General features: G+C 65.9%; 17 protein-coding genes and 1 pseudogene. 8 read left to right on the top strand and 10 right to left on the bottom strand.

What is annotated here, in order from left to right; genetic code table 11:
* The 3 genes from ON20_RS28865 to ON20_RS28850 all read right to left on the bottom strand — a co-directional run.
* A partial coding sequence (locus ON20_RS28865; RefSeq protein WP_040840876.1) for an IPT/TIG domain-containing protein occupies positions 1-473 on the bottom strand: 473 nt, incomplete at its 3' end.
* 748 nt (positions 474-1,221) lie between these two features.
* Positions 1,222-2,130, bottom strand: coding sequence for a tyrosine-type recombinase/integrase (locus tag ON20_RS28855; RefSeq protein ID WP_040840850.1), 909 nt, complete (start codon positions 2,128-2,130; stop codon positions 1,222-1,224).
* Complete coding sequence (locus tag ON20_RS28850; protein ID WP_040840848.1) at positions 2,127-2,309, bottom strand: hypothetical protein; 183 nt, start codon at positions 2,307-2,309, stop codon at positions 2,127-2,129. Before ON20_RS28850 ends, ON20_RS28855 begins: the two co-directional genes overlap by 4 nt.
* A 317-nt stretch (positions 2,310-2,626) precedes the next feature.
* On the opposite strand from ON20_RS28850, the gene ON20_RS28845 reads away from it, so the two are divergent.
* Positions 2,627-3,004 carry an undecaprenyl-diphosphate phosphatase gene (locus ON20_RS28845; RefSeq protein WP_245547552.1) on the top strand — a complete coding sequence of 126 codons (378 nt, stop codon included), beginning with the start codon at positions 2,627-2,629 and terminating at the stop codon, positions 3,002-3,004.
* Between the two features lie 370 nt (positions 3,005-3,374).
* Here ON20_RS28845 and ON20_RS28840 read toward each other — a convergent pair whose 3' ends face one another.
* The gene (locus ON20_RS28840; RefSeq protein ID WP_218002685.1) at positions 3,375-4,964 is read right to left on the bottom strand and encodes an ADP-ribosyltransferase domain-containing protein; all 1,590 of its coding nucleotides are present in this window, start codon (positions 4,962-4,964) and stop codon (positions 3,375-3,377) included.
* Positions 4,965-5,069: 105 nt separating this feature from the next.
* On the opposite strand from ON20_RS28840, the gene ON20_RS28835 reads away from it, so the two are divergent.
* Both ON20_RS28835 and ON20_RS39455 read left to right on the top strand, forming a co-directional pair.
* Positions 5,070-5,747 carry a macro domain-containing protein gene (locus tag ON20_RS28835; protein ID WP_040840871.1) on the top strand — a complete coding sequence of 226 codons (678 nt, stop codon included), beginning with the start codon at positions 5,070-5,072 and terminating at the stop codon, positions 5,745-5,747.
* Positions 5,748-5,974: 227 nt separating this feature from the next.
* Positions 5,975-6,608 (top strand): annotated as a pseudogene (locus ON20_RS39455) (dihydrofolate reductase family protein).
* Positions 6,609-6,690: 82 nt separating this feature from the next.
* On the opposite strand, the gene ON20_RS28825 reads toward ON20_RS39455, so the two are convergent.
* Positions 6,691-7,806 carry an AAA family ATPase gene (locus ON20_RS28825; RefSeq protein ID WP_040840844.1) on the bottom strand — a complete coding sequence of 372 codons (1,116 nt, stop codon included), beginning with the start codon at positions 7,804-7,806 and terminating at the stop codon, positions 6,691-6,693.
* A 544-nt stretch (positions 7,807-8,350) separates the two neighbouring features.
* Here ON20_RS28825 and ON20_RS28820 point away from each other — a divergent pair.
* On the top strand, positions 8,351-9,043 hold the full coding sequence (locus ON20_RS28820) for a cyclase family protein (RefSeq protein ID WP_051163584.1): 693 nt from the start codon (positions 8,351-8,353) through the stop codon (positions 9,041-9,043).
* Here the strand turns inward: ON20_RS28820 and ON20_RS28815 are convergent.
* Together ON20_RS28815 and ON20_RS28810 are read right to left on the bottom strand one after the other, a co-directional pair.
* Complete coding sequence (locus ON20_RS28815; RefSeq protein WP_040840842.1) at positions 9,038-9,265, bottom strand: hypothetical protein; 228 nt, start codon at positions 9,263-9,265, stop codon at positions 9,038-9,040. The two genes, ON20_RS28820 and ON20_RS28815, sit on opposite strands and share 6 nt — an antisense overlap.
* Before the next feature lie 413 nt (positions 9,266-9,678).
* On the bottom strand, positions 9,679-10,140 hold the full coding sequence (locus ON20_RS28810) for a hypothetical protein (RefSeq protein WP_040840840.1): 462 nt from the start codon (positions 10,138-10,140) through the stop codon (positions 9,679-9,681).
* Between the two features lie 114 nt (positions 10,141-10,254).
* Here ON20_RS28810 and ON20_RS28805 point away from each other — a divergent pair, with 114 nt between their 5' ends.
* Positions 10,255-10,854, top strand: a complete 600-nt coding sequence (locus ON20_RS28805) for a PadR family transcriptional regulator (protein WP_040840838.1) — start codon at positions 10,255-10,257, stop codon at positions 10,852-10,854.
* 303 nt (positions 10,855-11,157) lie between these two features.
* On the opposite strand, the gene ON20_RS28800 is transcribed toward ON20_RS28805, so the two are convergent.
* Positions 11,158-13,962: an aminotransferase class I/II-fold pyridoxal phosphate-dependent enzyme gene (locus tag ON20_RS28800; protein ID WP_083865419.1), complete on the bottom strand. Its 2,805-nt coding sequence runs from the start codon at positions 13,960-13,962 to the stop codon at positions 11,158-11,160.
* A gap of 681 nt (positions 13,963-14,643) precedes the next feature.
* Here ON20_RS28800 and ON20_RS35215 point away from each other — a divergent pair.
* The gene (locus tag ON20_RS35215) at positions 14,644-14,793 is read left to right on the top strand and encodes a DUF899 family protein (RefSeq protein WP_306306882.1); all 150 of its coding nucleotides are present in this window, start codon (positions 14,644-14,646) and stop codon (positions 14,791-14,793) included.
* Positions 14,794-14,861: 68 nt separating this feature from the next.
* Here ON20_RS35215 and ON20_RS28795 read toward each other — a convergent pair whose 3' ends face one another.
* Together ON20_RS28795 and ON20_RS28790 are read right to left on the bottom strand one after the other, a co-directional pair.
* The gene (locus ON20_RS28795; protein ID WP_051163583.1) at positions 14,862-15,665 is read right to left on the bottom strand and encodes an ABC transporter permease; all 804 of its coding nucleotides are present in this window, start codon (positions 15,663-15,665) and stop codon (positions 14,862-14,864) included.
* A 5-nt stretch (positions 15,666-15,670) separates the two neighbouring features.
* Positions 15,671-16,267, bottom strand: coding sequence for an ATP-binding cassette domain-containing protein (locus ON20_RS28790; RefSeq protein ID WP_040840836.1), 597 nt, complete (start codon positions 16,265-16,267; stop codon positions 15,671-15,673).
* Between the two features lie 638 nt (positions 16,268-16,905).
* Here ON20_RS28790 and ON20_RS28785 point away from each other — a divergent pair.
* Together ON20_RS28785 and ON20_RS38265 are read left to right on the top strand one after the other, a co-directional pair.
* On the top strand, positions 16,906-17,724 hold the full coding sequence (locus ON20_RS28785; protein WP_040840835.1) for an APH(3'') family aminoglycoside O-phosphotransferase: 819 nt from the start codon (positions 16,906-16,908) through the stop codon (positions 17,722-17,724).
* A gap of 42 nt (positions 17,725-17,766) precedes the next feature.
* A complete protein-coding gene (locus ON20_RS38265; protein ID WP_218002683.1) occupies positions 17,767-18,225 on the top strand; it encodes a recombinase family protein in 459 nt (152 codons plus the stop codon).
* Positions 18,226-18,343 lie beyond the last annotated feature (118 nt).

Below are 18,343 nucleotides of genomic sequence, written 5' to 3'. Positions count from 1 at the left end.
AATGGGGTGGTGACGGTGACCGACACCGGCCCGGCCGCATGGGCAGGGGTGACTGCGGTGATCTGTGTCGAGGAGTTGACCGTGAACGAGGTTGCCGGTGTCCCACCGAAACTCACGGCGGTGGCTCCGGTGAAGTTGGTTCCGGTGAGCACGACCGACGTCCCGCCGGCCGCCGACCCCGAAGTCGGAGTGATGCTGGTCAAGGTAGGAACCGGAGCCGGACCATAGGTGTAGGGCATCGGGTTGCTCGTGCCGTCCAGCAGCGCTTGTACGGTGACGTTGACCGTGCCGGTGCCGGGCGGGACGATGGCCGTGATCTGGGTATCGGAGTCGATGGTGAATGTCGTTGCGTTCGCCCCGAACCGGACGGTCAAGGGACCGACATTGGCGTATCCGGAGCCGGTGATCACTACAGAGTTGAAACCCGCTGGCGGGCCGAAAGAGGGTGTCAGCGAGGTGATGACAGGTGCCATTTTATTTGCTTTCTGATCAATGAACGTGAAAAGGGTTCTCTCACAGCAGAACAGGTTCGGTCGTTTGCTGCGCCGCCTATACCCAGTAGTCCTCCACTGACGGCACTTTGGCAATGAATCCCGGGTCTGTTTTTGTCTGTTCTCTGTCCGTTTTCGGGTCCGGCCGGTAGCTTCGAGGAAGCTGAAAACCGGGCATGACCTTGCGCCCGGCTTCGGTAGGCGGCGCCGTACAGCTGGGATACCTGGGCTTTGTTCGCGAATTCCGGTGCTGATTGTTCGCAAATTCGGTGTCGTTGTTCGCGAATTCTGGCGTCGGTTGTTCACGGATACAGGCCTCGGCGAGGCGGGATGTTTCTCGCCCGCGGTCAGGAAAAAGTGATATCAATGAGCTAGGTCCTACCGCCGCCGGCGGTGTCGGAATCGACGATCACAAAATCACGAGGTGATGTCGAGTTTCACGAGCACCTGCTGCCCGTATTCGCGATCAGAACCAGGTGCCGGCAAGTACCGTGCCATCTGGCACAGGAAGCGCAGCTGCCTGGTAGCGGTGGTGGCGGGCGCCGTCTGTCGCGTGGCGAGGGGGATTGACGAGAGCCGCGCATGGCACAGCCGCATCGCCGATCTTCGGTCACTACCGTGCAGCGCTGCACTATTGCGAGCTGGCGGCCGCCGAGAGGGTTCGCCGAAGCCGAGGACCGCATCGACCACTACCGCGCCCTGTCCGCCGGGCATCGATGAGGTCCGGACGCTACTGCTCGAACACGGTTTCCACGATCGCGGCCTGTTCAGCGGCGCCGGCACGGAAATAGCGGGCGGAGGTGTCGAGCGAGGCGTGTCCGAGCAGGGCTTGGACCTGGGCGACGTCGGCGCCGCCCTGGCGCAGCCGGGTGGCGTAGGTGTGGCGCAGGGTGTGCGGACGCAGGCCGGGCAGGCCGGCCTCGTCGCCGACCGCGAGAACGACCTGGGTGATCCCGGAGATGGTCAACCGTCCGCGCTGGCCGGTCCACAACGGCCCAGGGGAGTTTCCCCGCGTGAGGATCCACTCGGCGAGCCGCTCGCGGGCGGTGACGGGCAGCGGGATCTCGCGGACCTCGTCGCCCTTGCCGTGCAGCCGGATCCGGCCGGTGCGCGCGGTGAGCGCGACATCGTCGAGATCCAGGCGGGCGCATTCCTCGACCCGGGCACCGGTGTAGAGCAGGACGGCGATGATCGCGGCGTCGCGGGCGCTGCGGCGCAGCGAGGCCCGTTCAACCCGGCCCTGCTCGGCGGTGGTGAGTGCCTCGGGGTCCCCGGGGCGGGGCACCCGGGCGCGTTTCACCGAGATCCGCAGCTGCGGGCCGTGTTCGTAGAGCGCGGTGACCGCGGCCAGTGCCTGGTTGACGGTGGAGGGGCTGGATTTGCGGTTCCGCAGCAGATGGCGGCGCCAGGCGGTGACCGCAGCCTCCGCGCCGACCACATCGGTGAAAGCGTCCGGATGCTCGGCGGCGTGCTCGGTCAGCCACGCGACATAGGCGCGGGTCTGGCGCCGGTAGGCGGTGACGCTGCTGCGGGCGAGTTTGCAGCGGTCCAGGTAGCGGTGCACCTGGGTCAGAGCCCGCTCGGCGGCCGCGCCGACCTCCTCGGTCCTGGCGTGCAGCGGGGTGACCGTCGCGCTCATGCCCGGCCGTCCCGGTCCGCGCCGCCGTCGGTCAACAACGCGGCCGGCGCCCGGTCCTCGCTCGCCCGGGGCGTGGTGGCGCGCCCGTAGGAGCGTACGGCCCGGACCTTGCGGCCGGCCGGAAGGTAGCCCGACGGCAAGTGCACACACGGGGTGAAATCGGCGGGCCGGTCGTTCATCACACCACGTCCTTCTTATCCACTGAGTTCCGCCCCGGCTTCCGATCCCGCCGGAACTTCATTATCCACTGAGATCCTCGCACAACTCAGCGGATAATGTCAGTTATCCACTGGGATGGATTCCGGGGTTCGGCGACCTCGTCATCATCAGCGGTCCTGCCCCGCGGGCATAGCCAACCCCACCCGAAAACACTGTCAGCCAACAGGTTACGTCCGGCCTGCACATCACTCGGCCGACGCCGTCCCGGTTCTATAGCCACTGACCAGCGACCACACGAACTTCGTTGGATTTTCGGCGATTACTACCGGAACCCCCGTTGGCCGCCCTCAGCGCGGTCGACGCGATCGGAATCGGCTTCGTGCAACTCGGCGCCCTGCTCACCGGATTCAGCCGTGCCGGTCTCACCATGGTGGGCGGGCTCTGGCGCGGTCTGGAACACGGGCACGCGGCCAAATTCGCCTTCCTGCTCGCCACTCCGGCGATCCTGGGCGCCGGACTGGTGGAAGCACCCGAACTCATCGGACCGGAGACCGCCGGAATGCGGGGGCCGATACTGGTCGGCGCATTCGTGTCCGGGTTGTCGTCGTGGCTGGCGGTGCGGTTCCTGGAAAAGTACTTCGAGACGCGCACGCTCATTCTGTTCGCGATGTACTCGTTGAGCGTGGGCCTGCTCTCGGTGATCAGGTTCAGCTGAAACCGGCCGCGCCGCGGAACCATCAACGCATTACGCGATTGGCGGCCGAGCAGATATAGGCCGGATACCTCGACGCCTCCCGGTCCTCGTCACTGCCGGGGGCGGTTGCGGCGGTCATCGAGTTGTGGAGGTGGTTCGCTTTTCGGCCACTGTCCCGCCCGCATGCAGGACGGTGACGCGGTCGCCGGGCCCACCGACGATCAGCGCGACCCGGCCGTCCTGCAGACGATCTCGAGCCGGATGGGCCCACACTCAGGGATACGGATGTCAGCGCCACGAAGAGCGGCTCGGGTAGCGGCGAGAGCGAACACACTGTTGTGCACCCTTTCGAGCTGATATGCGCATCCACCTGCTCGATACAGCCCAATGCTCAGGACACGAGGGGTTGCCGGTCCGATTCGGTCAACTTCACGATGTACAACCCGCCACGCTCGGCCTTGACGTCCGTCACCTCGAGCTGCGTGCCCGGCAAGAGGATGAATTCCTCTTCGTCGGTGAACGCGGAGAAATTCCGGATGCTCACGGCCCGGGTGGGGAATACCTCGAAGAGCGTTCGCTTACCGCGACCGCCGAGGAATGCCCGTGCCACGCTGGGCTCGGACGTGCAGGAGGACACCCCCCACCAGGTTACGGTCCGACCCAACGGGTACTGCGCACGCAGGTCCAGCGACACCCCCCGCCACAACGGCTCGCTGCGGACGGGAAGCCGTGACACCGCCGAGAACAGCAGCCGTAGGTACGGAAGGTAGGGGGCGAGCTTCGACCGGTCCGGGGCGCGCAGGACGGCGTTGATCTCCCGGTAGAACGCGGACTCGCAGGTGTAGAGGTAGAGCGCGGCAATCGCGTCGGCGGACAGACCTCCGGTCGTCCGGTCCGCTCGCCTCTTGCCGAACTCGTGCGACAGTGCGGCGTACCGGTCGAGACCGGACAACCGCTTGGTGACCGGGGCGATGGCGTCGTGGAAGTCCATGAGCGGGGTGTCGAACACACCGGTGATCGCGGGGAGGACGAGCCCCTCGTCCTTGACGCTCGCGAGCCGCTCGAGGTACAGCTGGTGCAACTCCATGGTGGACGCGATGAACGCGCCCATGCGTTCGGCGATGTGGTGATCCGTCCCGCCGGCTTCCGCCGCAAGCTTGTTCCACCCGGTGCTCGGCAACCAATCGATCTCCTCGGCACCCAGTGCCGCGAGGGCCGCGTTCACCGTTCCGAAATGGTCGCCGTCGCAAAAGATGTCGCCCTGCGCTGCGGGATTGGCATGGTCTACATGCCGGACCTCGACTTGGGGGTACTTCTTCTGGAGTTGCAGGACAACCTTTTTCAGACTGCGCGCGTGGGTACCCCACCACGCGAAGACGACACCACGGTCGGACTCATCGGCATTCTGCTTGGCCCGGAGTATCTCTTCGACGATCCGTTCGGCAATGGGACGCCAGAACCCAGTGTGCCGGTCGGTTCCCATCGCCCCGTCGCTACTGGCGGTGAGCGCCGCGTTCAGCAGCAGCACACCCTGGGTGAGCATCGCCTGGAACCATTCCGGTGGCTGGACGGCGGCCTGCTCGTGCAACAGTGCGCGAATATCGGCGATCGGGGTCTTCTTGGGTATGCCGTACTTCCACATCGCCGCTGCCTTGATAATGCAACGGATGCTGACGACCCGCCCGAACTTGCTGTCTTTCCAGTCGTGGAACGTGTTGTCGAACATGGCGATGCCGGTGGCGCTCTCCGGCCGCGGGTACGGGTTCTGGCCGAAGACGACGACCTTCCACTTGTGCGGTGGATTGGGCTTGAGCGCCTGGAAGGTCAGTTCCCGGACCGGGACGACGTGCGGGCCACGGTCCGGGCCCATGAACATGTGCACGTCGGGTTGGGCCTCGATGACCGGCTTCAGCAGTGGAAGCCACGGTTCACCACCGCCTTTGAACAACTCGGCAAGGGCCAGCGGGTCGGTCGTGCTCACCATCGGCACTATATGTCATCCGATCCCCTCGGGAAGTGGCCATGTCGGTGGGGCGCGATAGCGTCGTGAACGGTGAAAGCCGTATCTCGATTGGAATGGATGATCATGAGCATGAACCGTGTACAGGCACCGTTGAGGGTGGTGTTGAGCGACATCAACCCACACGTCGTGGAGGCGTGGCAGGCGGCGTTCGCCGACAACCCCGAGATCGAGATCCATAGAGGCTCAATCCTGGACGAGTATGTCGATGCCTGGGTCACCCCGACCAACTCCCGGGGCCGGATGGACGGAGGGGCCGACGCGGCCATCAAACGGCACCTCGGGGCGGGAATCCAACTGCGAGTGCAGCGGGCGATCCGCGATCGGTTCGCGGGAAGGCTTCCGGTCGGAAGCGCGGTGTGCGTCCCGTCCGGGGCGACCAACCCGAAGTTCCTGATCTCTACACCGACAATGGAAACTTCCGCACAGAACGTCAGCGAGACCTTGAATGTGGCCTTGGCGTGTGCCGCCGGGTTCCAGGCGATTCACCAACAGAACAACGAGGCACCGGGCAGTATCGAATCGGTGGCGCTGGTCGGCATGGGCGCTCTGACCGGCCGCGTGCCTGCCCGCGTGTGCGCCAACCTGATGTGGACAGGCTATACGTTGTTCAACGACTACCGGTTCGAAGACTACGACGACCTGCGCAGCACGATCATTGCGCAACTCGACGATATCGAGAACGCGCCCAGCGATCAGCGGGTACGGATAGCGCGGCCCCAACGCCCCACGATCGGCCGCTGATCGACCGGCGTCCTCGGGACGGTGCGGTCGCCCGGGTCAGCGCGGCTCGTGGACGGACGCCACTGCTGCCGGGCATCGCAAGGACGCTGACCGCGGGACGGGGTGGCGACCGATGCACCGGGCGAGACGGTCGACGAGTACGAGCCGGGTGTCGTCGCAGCGATGAGTCTGCCGGCGCCCACAGGCCTACCTTCCGACCGAGAAAACCAACTCATCGGGAGTAAGGCATGGGCCTCATCCACATCGCGCTGTTCGCAACCCTGGACCTTGTCGGGCAGTCGCCCGGCAGCCCTGACGAGGACCCGGTGGGGTTCCCGTTCGGCGACCGGCAGGCGCCTCTGCCGGCCGGGGTCGCCGGGGCGTAGGTCGGTGCCGCGTACGAGGACACGGACGCCCTCCTGCTCGGCCGACGGACGTATGACATCTCGGTCGTACCGGGAGGGCGACGAGGACAATGAGATCGCCGCGCTCTTCAACAGCGTCCCGAAGTACGTGGCCTCCCGGGGCAGGCCCAACCTCTCGTGGGTCGGGTCCACGCAGCTCGGCCCGGAGCTGGCCGGCGCGGTGCGCGAGATCCGTGACCGGCACGAGCATGTGAAGGTCGTCGGGAGTCTGAACCCGGTGCAGACCCTCCTGCGCGAGAAGCTCTTCGACCGTCTCGACCTCTGGGTGCATCCGGTCGTGCTCGGCGTCGGGAAGAAGGTGTTCGACGGTGGCGCGGTGCCCACGAACGTCACACTCCTCGAACCACCGGTAGCCGGTCCGAAGGGCACCGTGTACCTGCGCTACGGGCTCGCCGAGGGCACACCCGAGACGGGGGATATGAGCGCACCCGGTCGTGGTGCCGGGCGCGACGACTGAAGCTGCTCCGCGTCAGCGTCGGGTAAGCCGGGCGGTATCACCATCCGGTTTGCGGACGTCGCGGTGGGGCGGTCTGTGTCGTTCATATCAAGACGCCGGTGCTGTCGGACAGCAGCAGGTCGATCAGTTCGGCCGCGATTGCCGATCCGGTCCGATGGTTGGTGTCGATGACCAGGTCGCTACCGTGGCGGCGGCGTAGGGCGGTCGCTTCCTCGACGGAACGGTCCAGTGTGTGGGCCTGTCGACTCGCCGACGAGCCGATCAGCGAGTCGCCTGCCAGGCGGGGGCCGTGGCCGCGGGCGCGCTGCGCGATCCGGTCGGCCAGTTCGGCCGGTGATGCCTGCAAGTGGACAGTGGTGACGAGGTCGCCGGCGAGCGCTTGCCGATAATGAGATGGCACACCGCGTGCGACGACGACCAGGGTGCGTGCGCCCGCACGGCGGTAGCCGCGCCGGACCTGGGCGAGGTTGTCGGCCTTGATCTTCGATACCGGCTCGGTGCCGTAGAACCCGAGCTGGTCCGCGTCGACATACGCGGTGGGAGTCCCGCGGCCCCACAGGGCTCGCACGACCTCCCAGCCCACGGTCGACTTGCCCACCGCGGTCGGGCCGACGACCAGCAGCACCGGTGCAGGTTTCCGCGGTGACGGTTCCGGAGCGAGGGGGGTGGGCGGGGTCGCGGGTGCCTGTGCCGGGTGGCATATTCGGTCGGTCAGTGTCTCGACGACCGCGGCCGGTGGCATGGTCGTGGTGTCCAGCGGCGCGCCCACGGCGTTGCGGTCGAGCGCGTCCGCGACGGCCATCAGTTCGTCGAGACGTTCGTCGGAGGAGCCTCGCCCGAGGTAGCGGCGTCGCAGCTCTTCGCGGCCGCATCGTAGGCGGACCAGGGTGAACTCGACATCGGCCGATGACCGAACACAGGGGTCGATGCCGAGAGCCGGGTCGACCACACCGGAGACGATGAGTTGGCGCGCGCCGTGGCGGCGAAAGATATCGAGCACGCGGATGAGATTGTCGGCCTCGAGCCGGCGGCGGTCGGGGTCACCGTCCGGTGTGGGCGCGAGAAGGCCCAGTTGATCGAGATCGACATAGGCTACGGGCCGTCGTTTCGTCTTGGCCCAGGTGTACAGCTGCCAACCGATCGTCGACTTGCCGACCCCGGGCGCACCGGTCAGCCACAGAACGGATACCGGTCGCACAGACCCCCCGCCTTCCTCTCACCCGTCACGACACCCGCCATCCTGAATGGCTCCGCGCTCACGGCTCAACCGATTTTTCCGCCCTCACCCGTCGTGCAGCCCTGGGCACAGTAAATTGCCGCGGCCGCCCTTGTTCCCGGTCAACCCGGGCCGACGGCCGTCCCGACCGTGAGCGGGACAGCTGGGCGTAACTCTCGCCGATGGTCTGCTTGCAGAAGGAACAAGAGCCATATCCGTGGATGGCGTTGTGACCGCTGGGAGGAGATAAGCCAAGTGCCGGTTGGTGACGCGCACCCCGGGTGCGATGCACCGGACGATGGCGAGCTTCTCGAGCGCCTTCATGGTGCGAACCGAACCGACGCGCTTGCCTTTCTGGCGGAGATCCACGCATAGTGCCCTTCGCGCCCTGCCGCACGTTCCCGGCGGCCTCTGCACGCCGTCCACGCCTCACGGAGGTGACACCCTATCCGAGGAGATAACCGCTGGTGCGAAGCTCACTGGATTGTGGCCTGATGTGCGCGGGGACGGCGGGTAGTGTTTGGAGATGGCGGTCGTGGAGTTGTCTCATCGGATCGCGGATGGCCTGGTCACCTGTCCGGGTCTGCCCGGACCGCGAGTCACCGCGGAGGTTTCGCGTGAGCAGTCGCCTCTGATCGGGATGTCCTACGATGTCGCGCGCGTGGATATGGTCGGCAAGACCGGGACTTATATCGATGCGCCGTTCCATTTCCATGCCCATGGCGCAGATATCGCAGAGTTGCCGCTGGAGCGGCTGTTGAATGTATCGATCGTCGTGATCCGCGCGGCGGGGATGCGTGTGGTCGGGCCGGATGTGCTCGGCGACCCGGCGCGGTTGTGGGGGAAGGCTGTGTTGGTGCACACCGCATGGTCGGCCCGGTGGGGTTCATCCGCGTACTGGGACCTCGGGCATCCGTTCCTGGTCGGCGAGGTCGCGGACGCGCTGGTCGCCGCCAATGTGGCGCTGGTCGGAATCGACTCGCTCGATATCGACGACACGTCCCTGCCGACGCGGCCGTGCCACCACACTCTGCTCGGTGCGGGAATCCCGATCATCGAGCAGATGACGAACCTGGACGCGGTCCCCGACACCGGTGCCAGGCTGGTCGCACTACCTGCGCCGGTACGCGGGATGGGCTCGTTTCCGCTGCGCGCTATCGCCTGGACCGATCACGGTGACCGTAGTCGGCCGGCCCGAACAGCTTCGAGACCATCATGACCGACCGGCTGCCACCAGGCCCTTGACCGCGACGAACATGGGGGTCCGGCTCGGATCGGTGTAGACGGTGACCAGGATGTCGCCCGCTTCGAGATCGGCCTTCGCCATGTCCGAAACGACGCGGGCTCGCCCTTCGATGGTCCCGGCGGACACCGGCGTGCCGGCCGGTACGTCCTCGCGCCGATACGCCCCGGCGACGACCTCGCCATCCGATGTGAGCATCCGGGGCGGCGTAAGCGCCCGATACCAACCGTCCGATACGCACGACGACCTCACCGAGGCAGAGCAGGACACAACAGAAAACAAATCAGAGGGCCACCGGAACGCCCACGGACCGTAAGGATTCCGGGTTCGGGTGAGCATACCGTGAGCAGCGCTCGTCTTCGCCTATAAGGGCCACGAGTTGGGCGAGGGACAGACCCACGAAAAGCCACGCTGGACGGTTTGACTATCTATTCCGGGGACGTCCGTTGCGATGTCGGACTTCGAGACCGGTTCGGTGCGATGGCAATGGCTTTCACCATCGACTCCGACGGTGTTGTCCGGAGATCTGCGGCGCCCCGCCTCGAACCTGGTACGACCGCTGCGGGTTCTGGGCGCTGGAACCCGCAGCGGCATGCGCGGCGCTTCCTGTCTCAGCGCGGCGCGTTGGCCGGATCCGCCAGGGTCGGGGTGCGGCCCTCACGGCGCGCGCGCCGGGCATCTTCGAAGAACTCGCGGGTGAACAGCGCCGACAGCACCGCGATACCGGCGCGGTGTACACGGAATTCGCTGCGGGTGCTGGAACCGGTCAACCGGATGACCCGGCCCGCGGCATCCTTCGGCCGTGCGAAGTCCTTGACTCGGCCGCGGCCGGTCCACTCCAATTCGGCATGGTCGACAACCGCATCGTCCGGCACCAGCAACTTCACCATCGCATGGTCGAGCGCCACGTGCACCTCGATGTCGCCGTCGCCCTCGATCAGTGGCGAGCGCAGATCGATCACCACGCTGCCATAGCGGGCGGTGACATCGAAGCGATCCGCGACGGTCCAGTCGCCGAGGCGCTTGGCGGTGTCGTGGTCGATGTGGATTCGGACGGGGGTCTTGGTGGTCATGTCGGTCGTTCCTTTCGGATGGATTCACCTTCCTCTTGATAGTGACACCAAGATTAGTATAAGTGCAACTAGTTTTTGGGAATCTAGTGGTTGGGTAACCAGTACTATGGGCCTATGACGACACAGTTCAAGCGGTCGCCCCTGGCGATGGCGCTGCTGGGCATCCTCCATCTGGAACCAATGCACCCTTACGCGATTCAGCGACGGATCAAGGAATGGGGCAAGGACAAGGTCGTCAACGTCACCCAACGTGCCGCGCTCTACAAGACGATTGCGCGGTTGCAGGCCGCCGGGCTGGTCACCGTCCGCGAGACCGGTCGAGACCAGCAGTATCCAGAGCGCACCGTGTACGAGATCACCGACGCCGGGCGCGCCGCCTGCGCGGCCTGGCTGAGCGATATGGTCGGCAACCCACGCTATGAGTACCCGGAATTCCCTACCGCGCTGTCATTCCTGATGCTGCTCGGCCCCGAAGGGGCGCGGGTCGAACTGCAACGGCGAGCGAAGGCCTTACGCGCCGAACTCGCCGAGATGGACACCGCTGCCGGGCAGGCCGCCGCGATGCACCTGCCGCGTGTCGTGGTGCTGGAGGACGAGTATCTGCGTGCCGTCACAGAGGCCGAATTGCATTGGGTTGACGCGGTGGTCACCGATCTCGCCTCGGGTGCCCTGACCTGGTCTTACGAGTCTCTCGCGCCGCATCGGAATCACTAGGTTTCGCCTGGGCGGCCGGTGCACCGCCGTCGAGCCCGAGACAGTGACCTGACCGGCCACACCGGCCGACTGCCGGCAACCATGACCGACTATATCGGCCCGGGCATGACGCTCGAGCACTATCCGCCCGCCGGGGTCGTACTCGAAGCGCGCGCCGAGAACGCCGGCCGACCGGCACCGACAGCGGAGCGTTATTTCGTCGCCATGAGACCGGTCGGTTATCTCCATCGGGCGGCGGTCCGTTGGGCGAGGAGCTGGTGCTGGACGCAGCCGCGTACTTCGGTGAGACCCTGGTCCGTCAGCTCACGAGATCGATACCCGGCGGTGGCCTGCCGGCATCGAAGCCGCCTCCGGCGCACCGTCGGACACCGCGACACTTGTGTGCCGAACCGCGGCCAGCCGTGCGAGCGCGGCCTCGGTGAAGACCGACAACCCGAGGTCGGGGTTGTATCCGTGAATTTCCTTGACGTCGAGCTCGGCCAGGAAATACAGGATTTCCCTCGAGATCACCTGGCCCGGTACCAGCACCGGGAAACCGGGCGGATAGGGGACGACGAAGGTGGCGGACACCAGGGGCTTCCCCTTGGCGAGCCGTCGCCCGGCCTCGCCGAGTAGAACGTGTTCGCGATCGGACTCCTCATACCCGGCGTAGAAGGCCGCTCGCATATCGCCGAACGAGCAGGCGGTGTCGGGACGGAACGCGCTGTCGAACTCACTGAAGTCCGGCAGCGCCGGCAGATCCTTGGTGAACTCGTCGATCCGGCGCTGCTGCAGGGCGCGATCGGCCCTACCGGCCCCGCTCCGACCGTTCTCGAGGTCGGTGGCCACCCGACGCAGCACGTCGAGCAGGTAGTGCACGCTCGACCAGGTGACGCCGATCGTGAAGATCAACAGCACGCTGTTGAGCGAGGTCTTGTTGATCTGGATGCCGAACCGGTCCATCAGGATCTTCTCGCGGAACTCGTACCCGTTCATGCCGGTCTTGCCGATGAACAGGGTGACCCGGGTCGGGTCGAGCACGAACTGATCGGACCGCCACGCCTCGTTCCACTCTGCCAGACCACCCTGTCTGACCTGCCGGTACGAGCTGACTTCAGGGGATCGGAACTCGCCGGGCACCAGGTCGTCCTCGTCGAGGATGCGGAACCACTTGCCGATCAGCCGGTCTTTGCGGACGCGGTGACGGAACACCAGCGCCATGTCGTAGACGTGCCGGACCAGTTGGAAGCCCTCGATATCAACCTGCCGCCGCGCCAAGTCCAACGACGCCAGGAGTTGCTGGTTCGGTGATGTCGAGGTATGGGTCAGAAACGCCTCGGCGAACGTCTCGCGGACGAGGGCTTTGAAATCCTGATCGCGGATATGGATCATCGACGCCTGCCGAAGCGCCGACAGTGACTTGTGGGTGGAATGCGTCGCGTACACGCGTACCCGCGCACGCCCAGGGTCGGGAAGCAACCGGTGGTTGCTCCACTCGGCACGGTCGACTCTCTGCATCGACACACGCCACCTGCGGTACTCCTCGGCGTACTCGGGCGACGAGAACGCCGATTCGAGTTGTTCGGCGGCAACCATCGCGGTCCGCTGTCGTGCCCACGGCACCGCGGTCGCGAACGCGTACCACGCTTCGTCCCACAGGAAGCAGATGTCCGGCTTGATCGCCAGGACCTCCTCCATCACGCGCCGGGGATTGTAGACGATGCCGTCGAAAGTGCAGTTGGTCAACAACAGCATGCGCACTCGGTCCAGTTGTCCGGCCGCCTCGAGGTCCAGCAGCGCCTCCTTGATGGTGTGCAGGGACACGGCTCCGTAGATCGCGAACGACGTGAGCGGGTAGGCGTCCAGGTACATCGGATACGCCCCGGCGAGCACCAGGCCGTAGTGATGCGACTTATGGCAATTGCGGTCGATCAGAACGATATCGCCCGGCCTGGTCAGGGCCTGCACGACAATCTTGTTCGCGGTGGATGTTCCGTTGGTCACGAAGTACGTCCGATCGGCACACCACGTCTCGGCGGCCTTGTCCATCGCCTCCCTGATCGTGCCGTGGGGGTCCAGCAGTGAGTCCAGCCCGCCGGAAGTGGACGATGTCTCGGCCATGAAGATGTTGCGGCCGTAGAACTCGCCCATGTCCTGCAGCGACTTCGAATTGAAGATGCTGGCGCCACGCGCGACGGGAAGGGCGTGGAACTGGCCGACCGGCGCGGCCGCATAGGCACGTAGAGCGTCGAAAAACGGTGTGGCGTACCGGCTCCGGATGCCGGCGAGCACCGTACTGTGCAGATCGGTGACATCGTTGAGCCGATAGAACGTGCGATCGTAGACATCCGGCTCGTCCCCGGTCTCCGCGGCGATCGACTCGTCGGTGAGCAGATACAGGTCGATATGCGGCCGCAGCTTCCTGATCCACTCGCCACATTCGATCCAGTCGTGGGTGCGGTCGGTCACGACCACGTCGTCGTTGGCGCCGAGCAATGTGGTCATCAACGGCACCCGGTCGCGTGAACGAAGCGGTAGGTCATGCCGGATGATCGCCGCCTGAACCTCGCCGTTCAACGCGACGGCGGTGATGGCATCCTCGATGCTCGCCACGACCAGCAGCTCGAACTGCACATCGTACGACGGGTCGCGAAGCGCCCGCAGGCACTCCGCCAGGCTCTCGGGAGTCTCGGGCGGGGAGTCGTCGCCGAGCAGAACAGTGTAGAACTGCTGATTTTTGGCCCGCGCCACGAGTTCCTGATCGGCCAACGGTGCGGATGCGTCGAACAGGGCCGCGCGGTCGCCGTACTCGGAGAGCAGGCGTACGGCCAGCGATACCTCCTCGGTGAGCCGCACCGTCGCGAGATCGGCGAGATATCCGCGAAACGCCGCCAGTCTCGCCGCGCCCGGGTACAGCCAATACCGCTCGTAGGCGCCGAGACGATCGAGGAGGCGCCGGACCTGGGCGGCTTCGTGGGCGGTGTCCAGCCCGGCGCCGTTGACATCGGCGAGCCGACGGCACGCGTCGTCGAGCAGATTCCACGTGTCGATTCGCGAGTACGACGGGTTCGCTACCGCCGCCAGCGCGGAAACAGAGAGCCCTTTCGGGCGCTCACCGTCTCGGTGCATGTCGTCAGTTCCGCCCCTCGATCAGTGGGCGAGGTGATCTGTCGAGTACGACAGATCACCCTGGAACATTCATCCTGCAAAAATATTGTGCTCCGCCGTCGATCAAATTCCTAGCAGGCGTTCAGGAGGTCGTGGTGGCGGCTCCGAGGCTGCCGCGCCGATGAGGCCGATATCCCCCGATCTGCGGGTGGTCTGATAACGGAGAGATCCTCTCCGGCGTTGGTCGGAGGGGATCTCTCGAGTGTCGGGCCGACAGGATTCGAACCTGCGGCCGCTTGATCTCCAGGCCGGGTTATCACGCGTTTGCGCACATCGAACGCAATATACGTCCAAAGGTCAGGGGCCGGTGCCTGCTGCTCGTGTAGGGCTGCTTATGACGCGTGGCCCTGAACTCGGCCCCGGATTCCCCGCGCCGACCAGGGCTGTTCCATATCGTATGCCCCCGACCGGTCGAACGGTTCCTACCCGTGATTCAGGCAAGGGATTGATGTAGGGGTGGGCCACCGCACGGAGGTGGCTCGCACCGTTGAGAGGTCGTCCGTGAACTTGTCGGCTCGGCGTGATCCGTGCGGTCTCGACCGAGGGCGCCTTCTGCCGCGATGGGCTTCGGCCGGGTCGGGAGTCTGTTCTGGGGACCGTCGTACGACGCTGTCCGGCACACAGGACACTACGGAGGACACCATGACGACCACGCTGAACGATCCGGCCACCATGCTGCCCGGTCGGCCGCCCATCGTCGATCGGGCCACTTGGCAGGCCGCCCGGGACGAGCTTCTGATCCGCGAGAAGGCCCACACCCGCGAAGGCAACGCCCTCGCCGCGGCGCAGTAGGTCCCGTGCCGCGGGCGAAGCGGATTGTTCCGCGCGGTTCACCGGGTGGTGGTCGCGTGGGACACCGGTTATCGCTTCGCCGGCTGTCCGGGCGCGCCGATCGGCATCGTGGCTCCCAGAGCCGAACGGGTACGCAGGTGGAAAGCGACCAGCCCGACCAGGGCGCTCGCGGTGAACCAGGCCAGTTGCACGGCCAAACCCGTCAGTGGTGTGGTGTCGGAGAAACCGGCTGTGGTCGCAGCCTGCATGGCACCGTAGGAGGGCAGCCATCGCACGACATCGCTGTCCGCCCCGATACTGGCGATAGGGTTCTGTACGACCATGTCGAAGCAGCTGATCATCGCGATCGCGAACATACCCTCCACCTCTCGGCGCAGCAGCGTGCCGAATACGACACCCAGCGCCCCATAGGTCATTGCGTCGCAGAAAAGCGCCGCGACGAACAGGATCGGCTGCCGAGGCGACCAAGAAAAGCAGAGGGCCATGGTGGCGTAGACGCCGACCGCCATCGCGGCCACTACCAGGCAAGCGATTTTCGCCAGACCCAAAGCGACCCGGGGATATCCGGCCATACACAGACGCCGGTCGAACGCCCCGCTGCCGAACGTCGCCGCGAACATCATGAACCCGATGATCAGACAGACCGCGGTCAGGGCGCCGGAGATCTGGGCGAGCTCATTGCCGTTGGCCTGCAGGACCACACCGGTGTCTCGAAGCCGGAACGGTACCGGTGTGTCGGTGATGATCAGGCCCGCCAGCGTGACGAACAGGGGGATGAAGACAGCGACCAACAGCATGGCGAACCGGTTACGTGCATGCTCGACCAGACCGTAGCGCGTGGCGATCACGAACAGCCCTACGTTCTCGTTCATCCGGTCTATTCCTCTCCACCTTGCAGGACACCGTCGCGCAATCGCCACACCTGATCCAGTCGGTCGGTGTCGTAGGCCAGATGCGATACGACCAGGACCGAGCCACCGGCATCGCGGAACCGCGCGACCAGATCCCAGAAACGCAGATACGTTTCCCAGTCGAAACCCTGATACGGCTCGTCGAGCAGCAGAACCTGCGGATCGTGCATCACCGCCAGGGTCAGGTTGAGCTTCTGGCGGGTGCCGCCGCTCAGCGTCGCGACCCGCTCGTCGGCGTATTCGGAGAAACGCAGAATCTCCATGGTCTCCTCGGCCCGCCGCAGGTCCGGGACCGCGTAGGCCGCGGCGAAGAAATTCAGGTGCTGGCGAACCGTGAACGCCTCGTTCAAGACCACCTGCTGCGGGCAGTAACCGAACCGCCCACAGTGGCGGACCACTCCCCGGTGCGGACGTAACTCTCCCGACAGAACCTTCAACAGCGTCGACTTGCCCGTCCCGTTCTCACCGACGATGCCCGCCAGCATCCCCGCGGGCAACGCAATATCGATGCCACGCAGCACCGACCGCCTGCCATATGAGTGGTGGACGTCCTCCACTTCCATCAACACCCCTTTACCTGCCGATGTAGTTGCCCGACCACCGCTCGCATCCTACCCACAGGCCACGAAAACACATGCCGGAACAGCAAATTCACAGACCCATGTACTGTCTCCGCCCGGAACGCCACGAACGGGTGCCGCCCTTGCTTCGATGGGCGGTTCCTCCGGCGAAGCCCGGCGCATAGGCAGGCCGGTACCCGGAACCGGACAGCGGCCGCACGAACCGCCGCGGTTCAGGCGCAGCATCAGCGACCGGTCCGACACGGCAGCTCTACGGGGTCCGCGCTCCCACCACCCCGCCCGACCTCGGATGCGAAATTATTCGCCAACGGGTCGCCGGAGAGCCATCCCGAATATCGGGCGTACCATCGGATCGCCGACCGATCAGTCGCTCGCTGATATCCGAACATGTTTTGCCGCTGATACTTTCGTGCAGCTTCTCGGTCGAGAACGTGTGGACGCCCATTGATAGACGTTGCCAGAGGGTCTTTTGTGGACACCGCCGACGGTTGCGGGTCGGGGCTGCCGGTAGCGAGCCGAACGGGCCGGCCGCGGTGAAGAGGCAGGGTCGGCCTCGGACCGACGCAGGGGGTTGCCTTCGGTTCGGTAGGCGCAAATGCGGGCCGGCTAGAGTGGTCGGAATGAGTGATTGCCGCGACCGTCGAGCCGCGTTGTCGAGCGCGGGAGGCGGCATGGGTGACTGGCTGCCTGTCACCACAGGCGAGTCGGGCGCCGCGGTCTTTCGCAGTGAGGACGCCACTCGGTACGCCAAATGCGTTCCTGCCGTGGATGTCGCCGTCTTGAAGGCAGAGCGCGACCGTGTCGAATGGCTGACCGGCCAGGGTGTGCCGGGCCCGCGGGTGCTCGACTGGCACTCCGGTGAGGCGGGGGCATATCTGGTGACCGGTGCCGTCTCCGGCGTTTCCGCGGATCGGCTACCGGCTGCGGACCTCCGCGTGGCGTGGGAACACATCGCGGATGCAGTGCGTGGACTGCATGGGCTACCGGTGGAGCGGTGCCCGTTCCGCCGAGGTCTGGACGTGATGGTCACCATGGCGCGTGAGGTCGTCGGCCGGGGGGCGGTGAACCCGGAGTTTCTCCCCGTCGAGCAGCAGCACACGCCACCCGAGGAACTGCTGGCCCGCCTCGAGCCCGAGATTGCGCGGATGCGGGCCCAGGAGTCCGTGGACACGGTCGTCTGTCACGGAGACCTGTGCCTGCCCAACATCGTCGTGGACCCGGAAACACTGAAGGTGTCCGGATTTATCGACCTGGGCCGCCTCGGACTGGCCGACCGTTACGCCGACCTGGCGCTGCTGCTCGCCAACGCACGCGAGACCTGGCAGGACGAGCAACAGGCGCGGGCGGCGGACACGGTGTTCGCGGATAGGTACGGCGTCGTCCTGGACCATGACCGCCTGAACTTCTACCTTCGCCTCGACCCTCTCACCTGGGGGTGAGGAGGAGCGTGGACAGCCCCGGCCTCCGGAAGTAGACGGGCATTGGGCTACCTGGGGAATCCGGCCGTTTCGTGGATACGGCAGCCCGAGGTCGGTTACTTCCGGTCTACCGGCTCCACGGCGCAGACCTCGTCGCGGGGACAGCGTTTTCGGTGTGGGCGCCTGGTGTTCCACGTCTTCGCCGCCCTGGCCGAGTTCATCCGCGAACTGATCGTCGACGGCATCCGCGCAGGCCTGGCCGCCGCCCGCGCCCGCGGACAACGGCTCGGTCGACCGCCGGCGATGACCGCCGAGCAGATCCGGCAGGCACGTACGCTGCTCACCCGAGCGGATGAGTCGGTGTCCTCGATCGCGCGACTACTCGGGTCTCACGTACCACGCTGTACAAGCATGTGCCCGAGCTCGCCGACCGCGGCCGGGGGCGTTGGAAGCATCGCCTCGGGGATGAACCCGAGGCCGGCCCGTACCAATGTCGGGATCGGGCCGGGGCCGCGCCTGTAGTGGGCCGAGATGCGAAGGGAGCAGCGCTTTCGGATGGCCATCGTTATCGGCGTGGGTGCTCACCTCTCGACCGGGCCGCGTACGGTCGGGTTTCCGCTCGCTCATCCGTCCCGGCCGG

The sequence above is a fragment of the Nocardia brevicatena NBRC 12119 genome (assembly GCF_000308495.1).
GTDB lineage: Bacteria > Actinomycetota > Actinomycetes > Mycobacteriales > Mycobacteriaceae > Nocardia > Nocardia brevicatena.
Note: the sequence above shows the minus strand (reverse complement) of the source record. Positions and strands in the feature narration are given on the sequence as shown.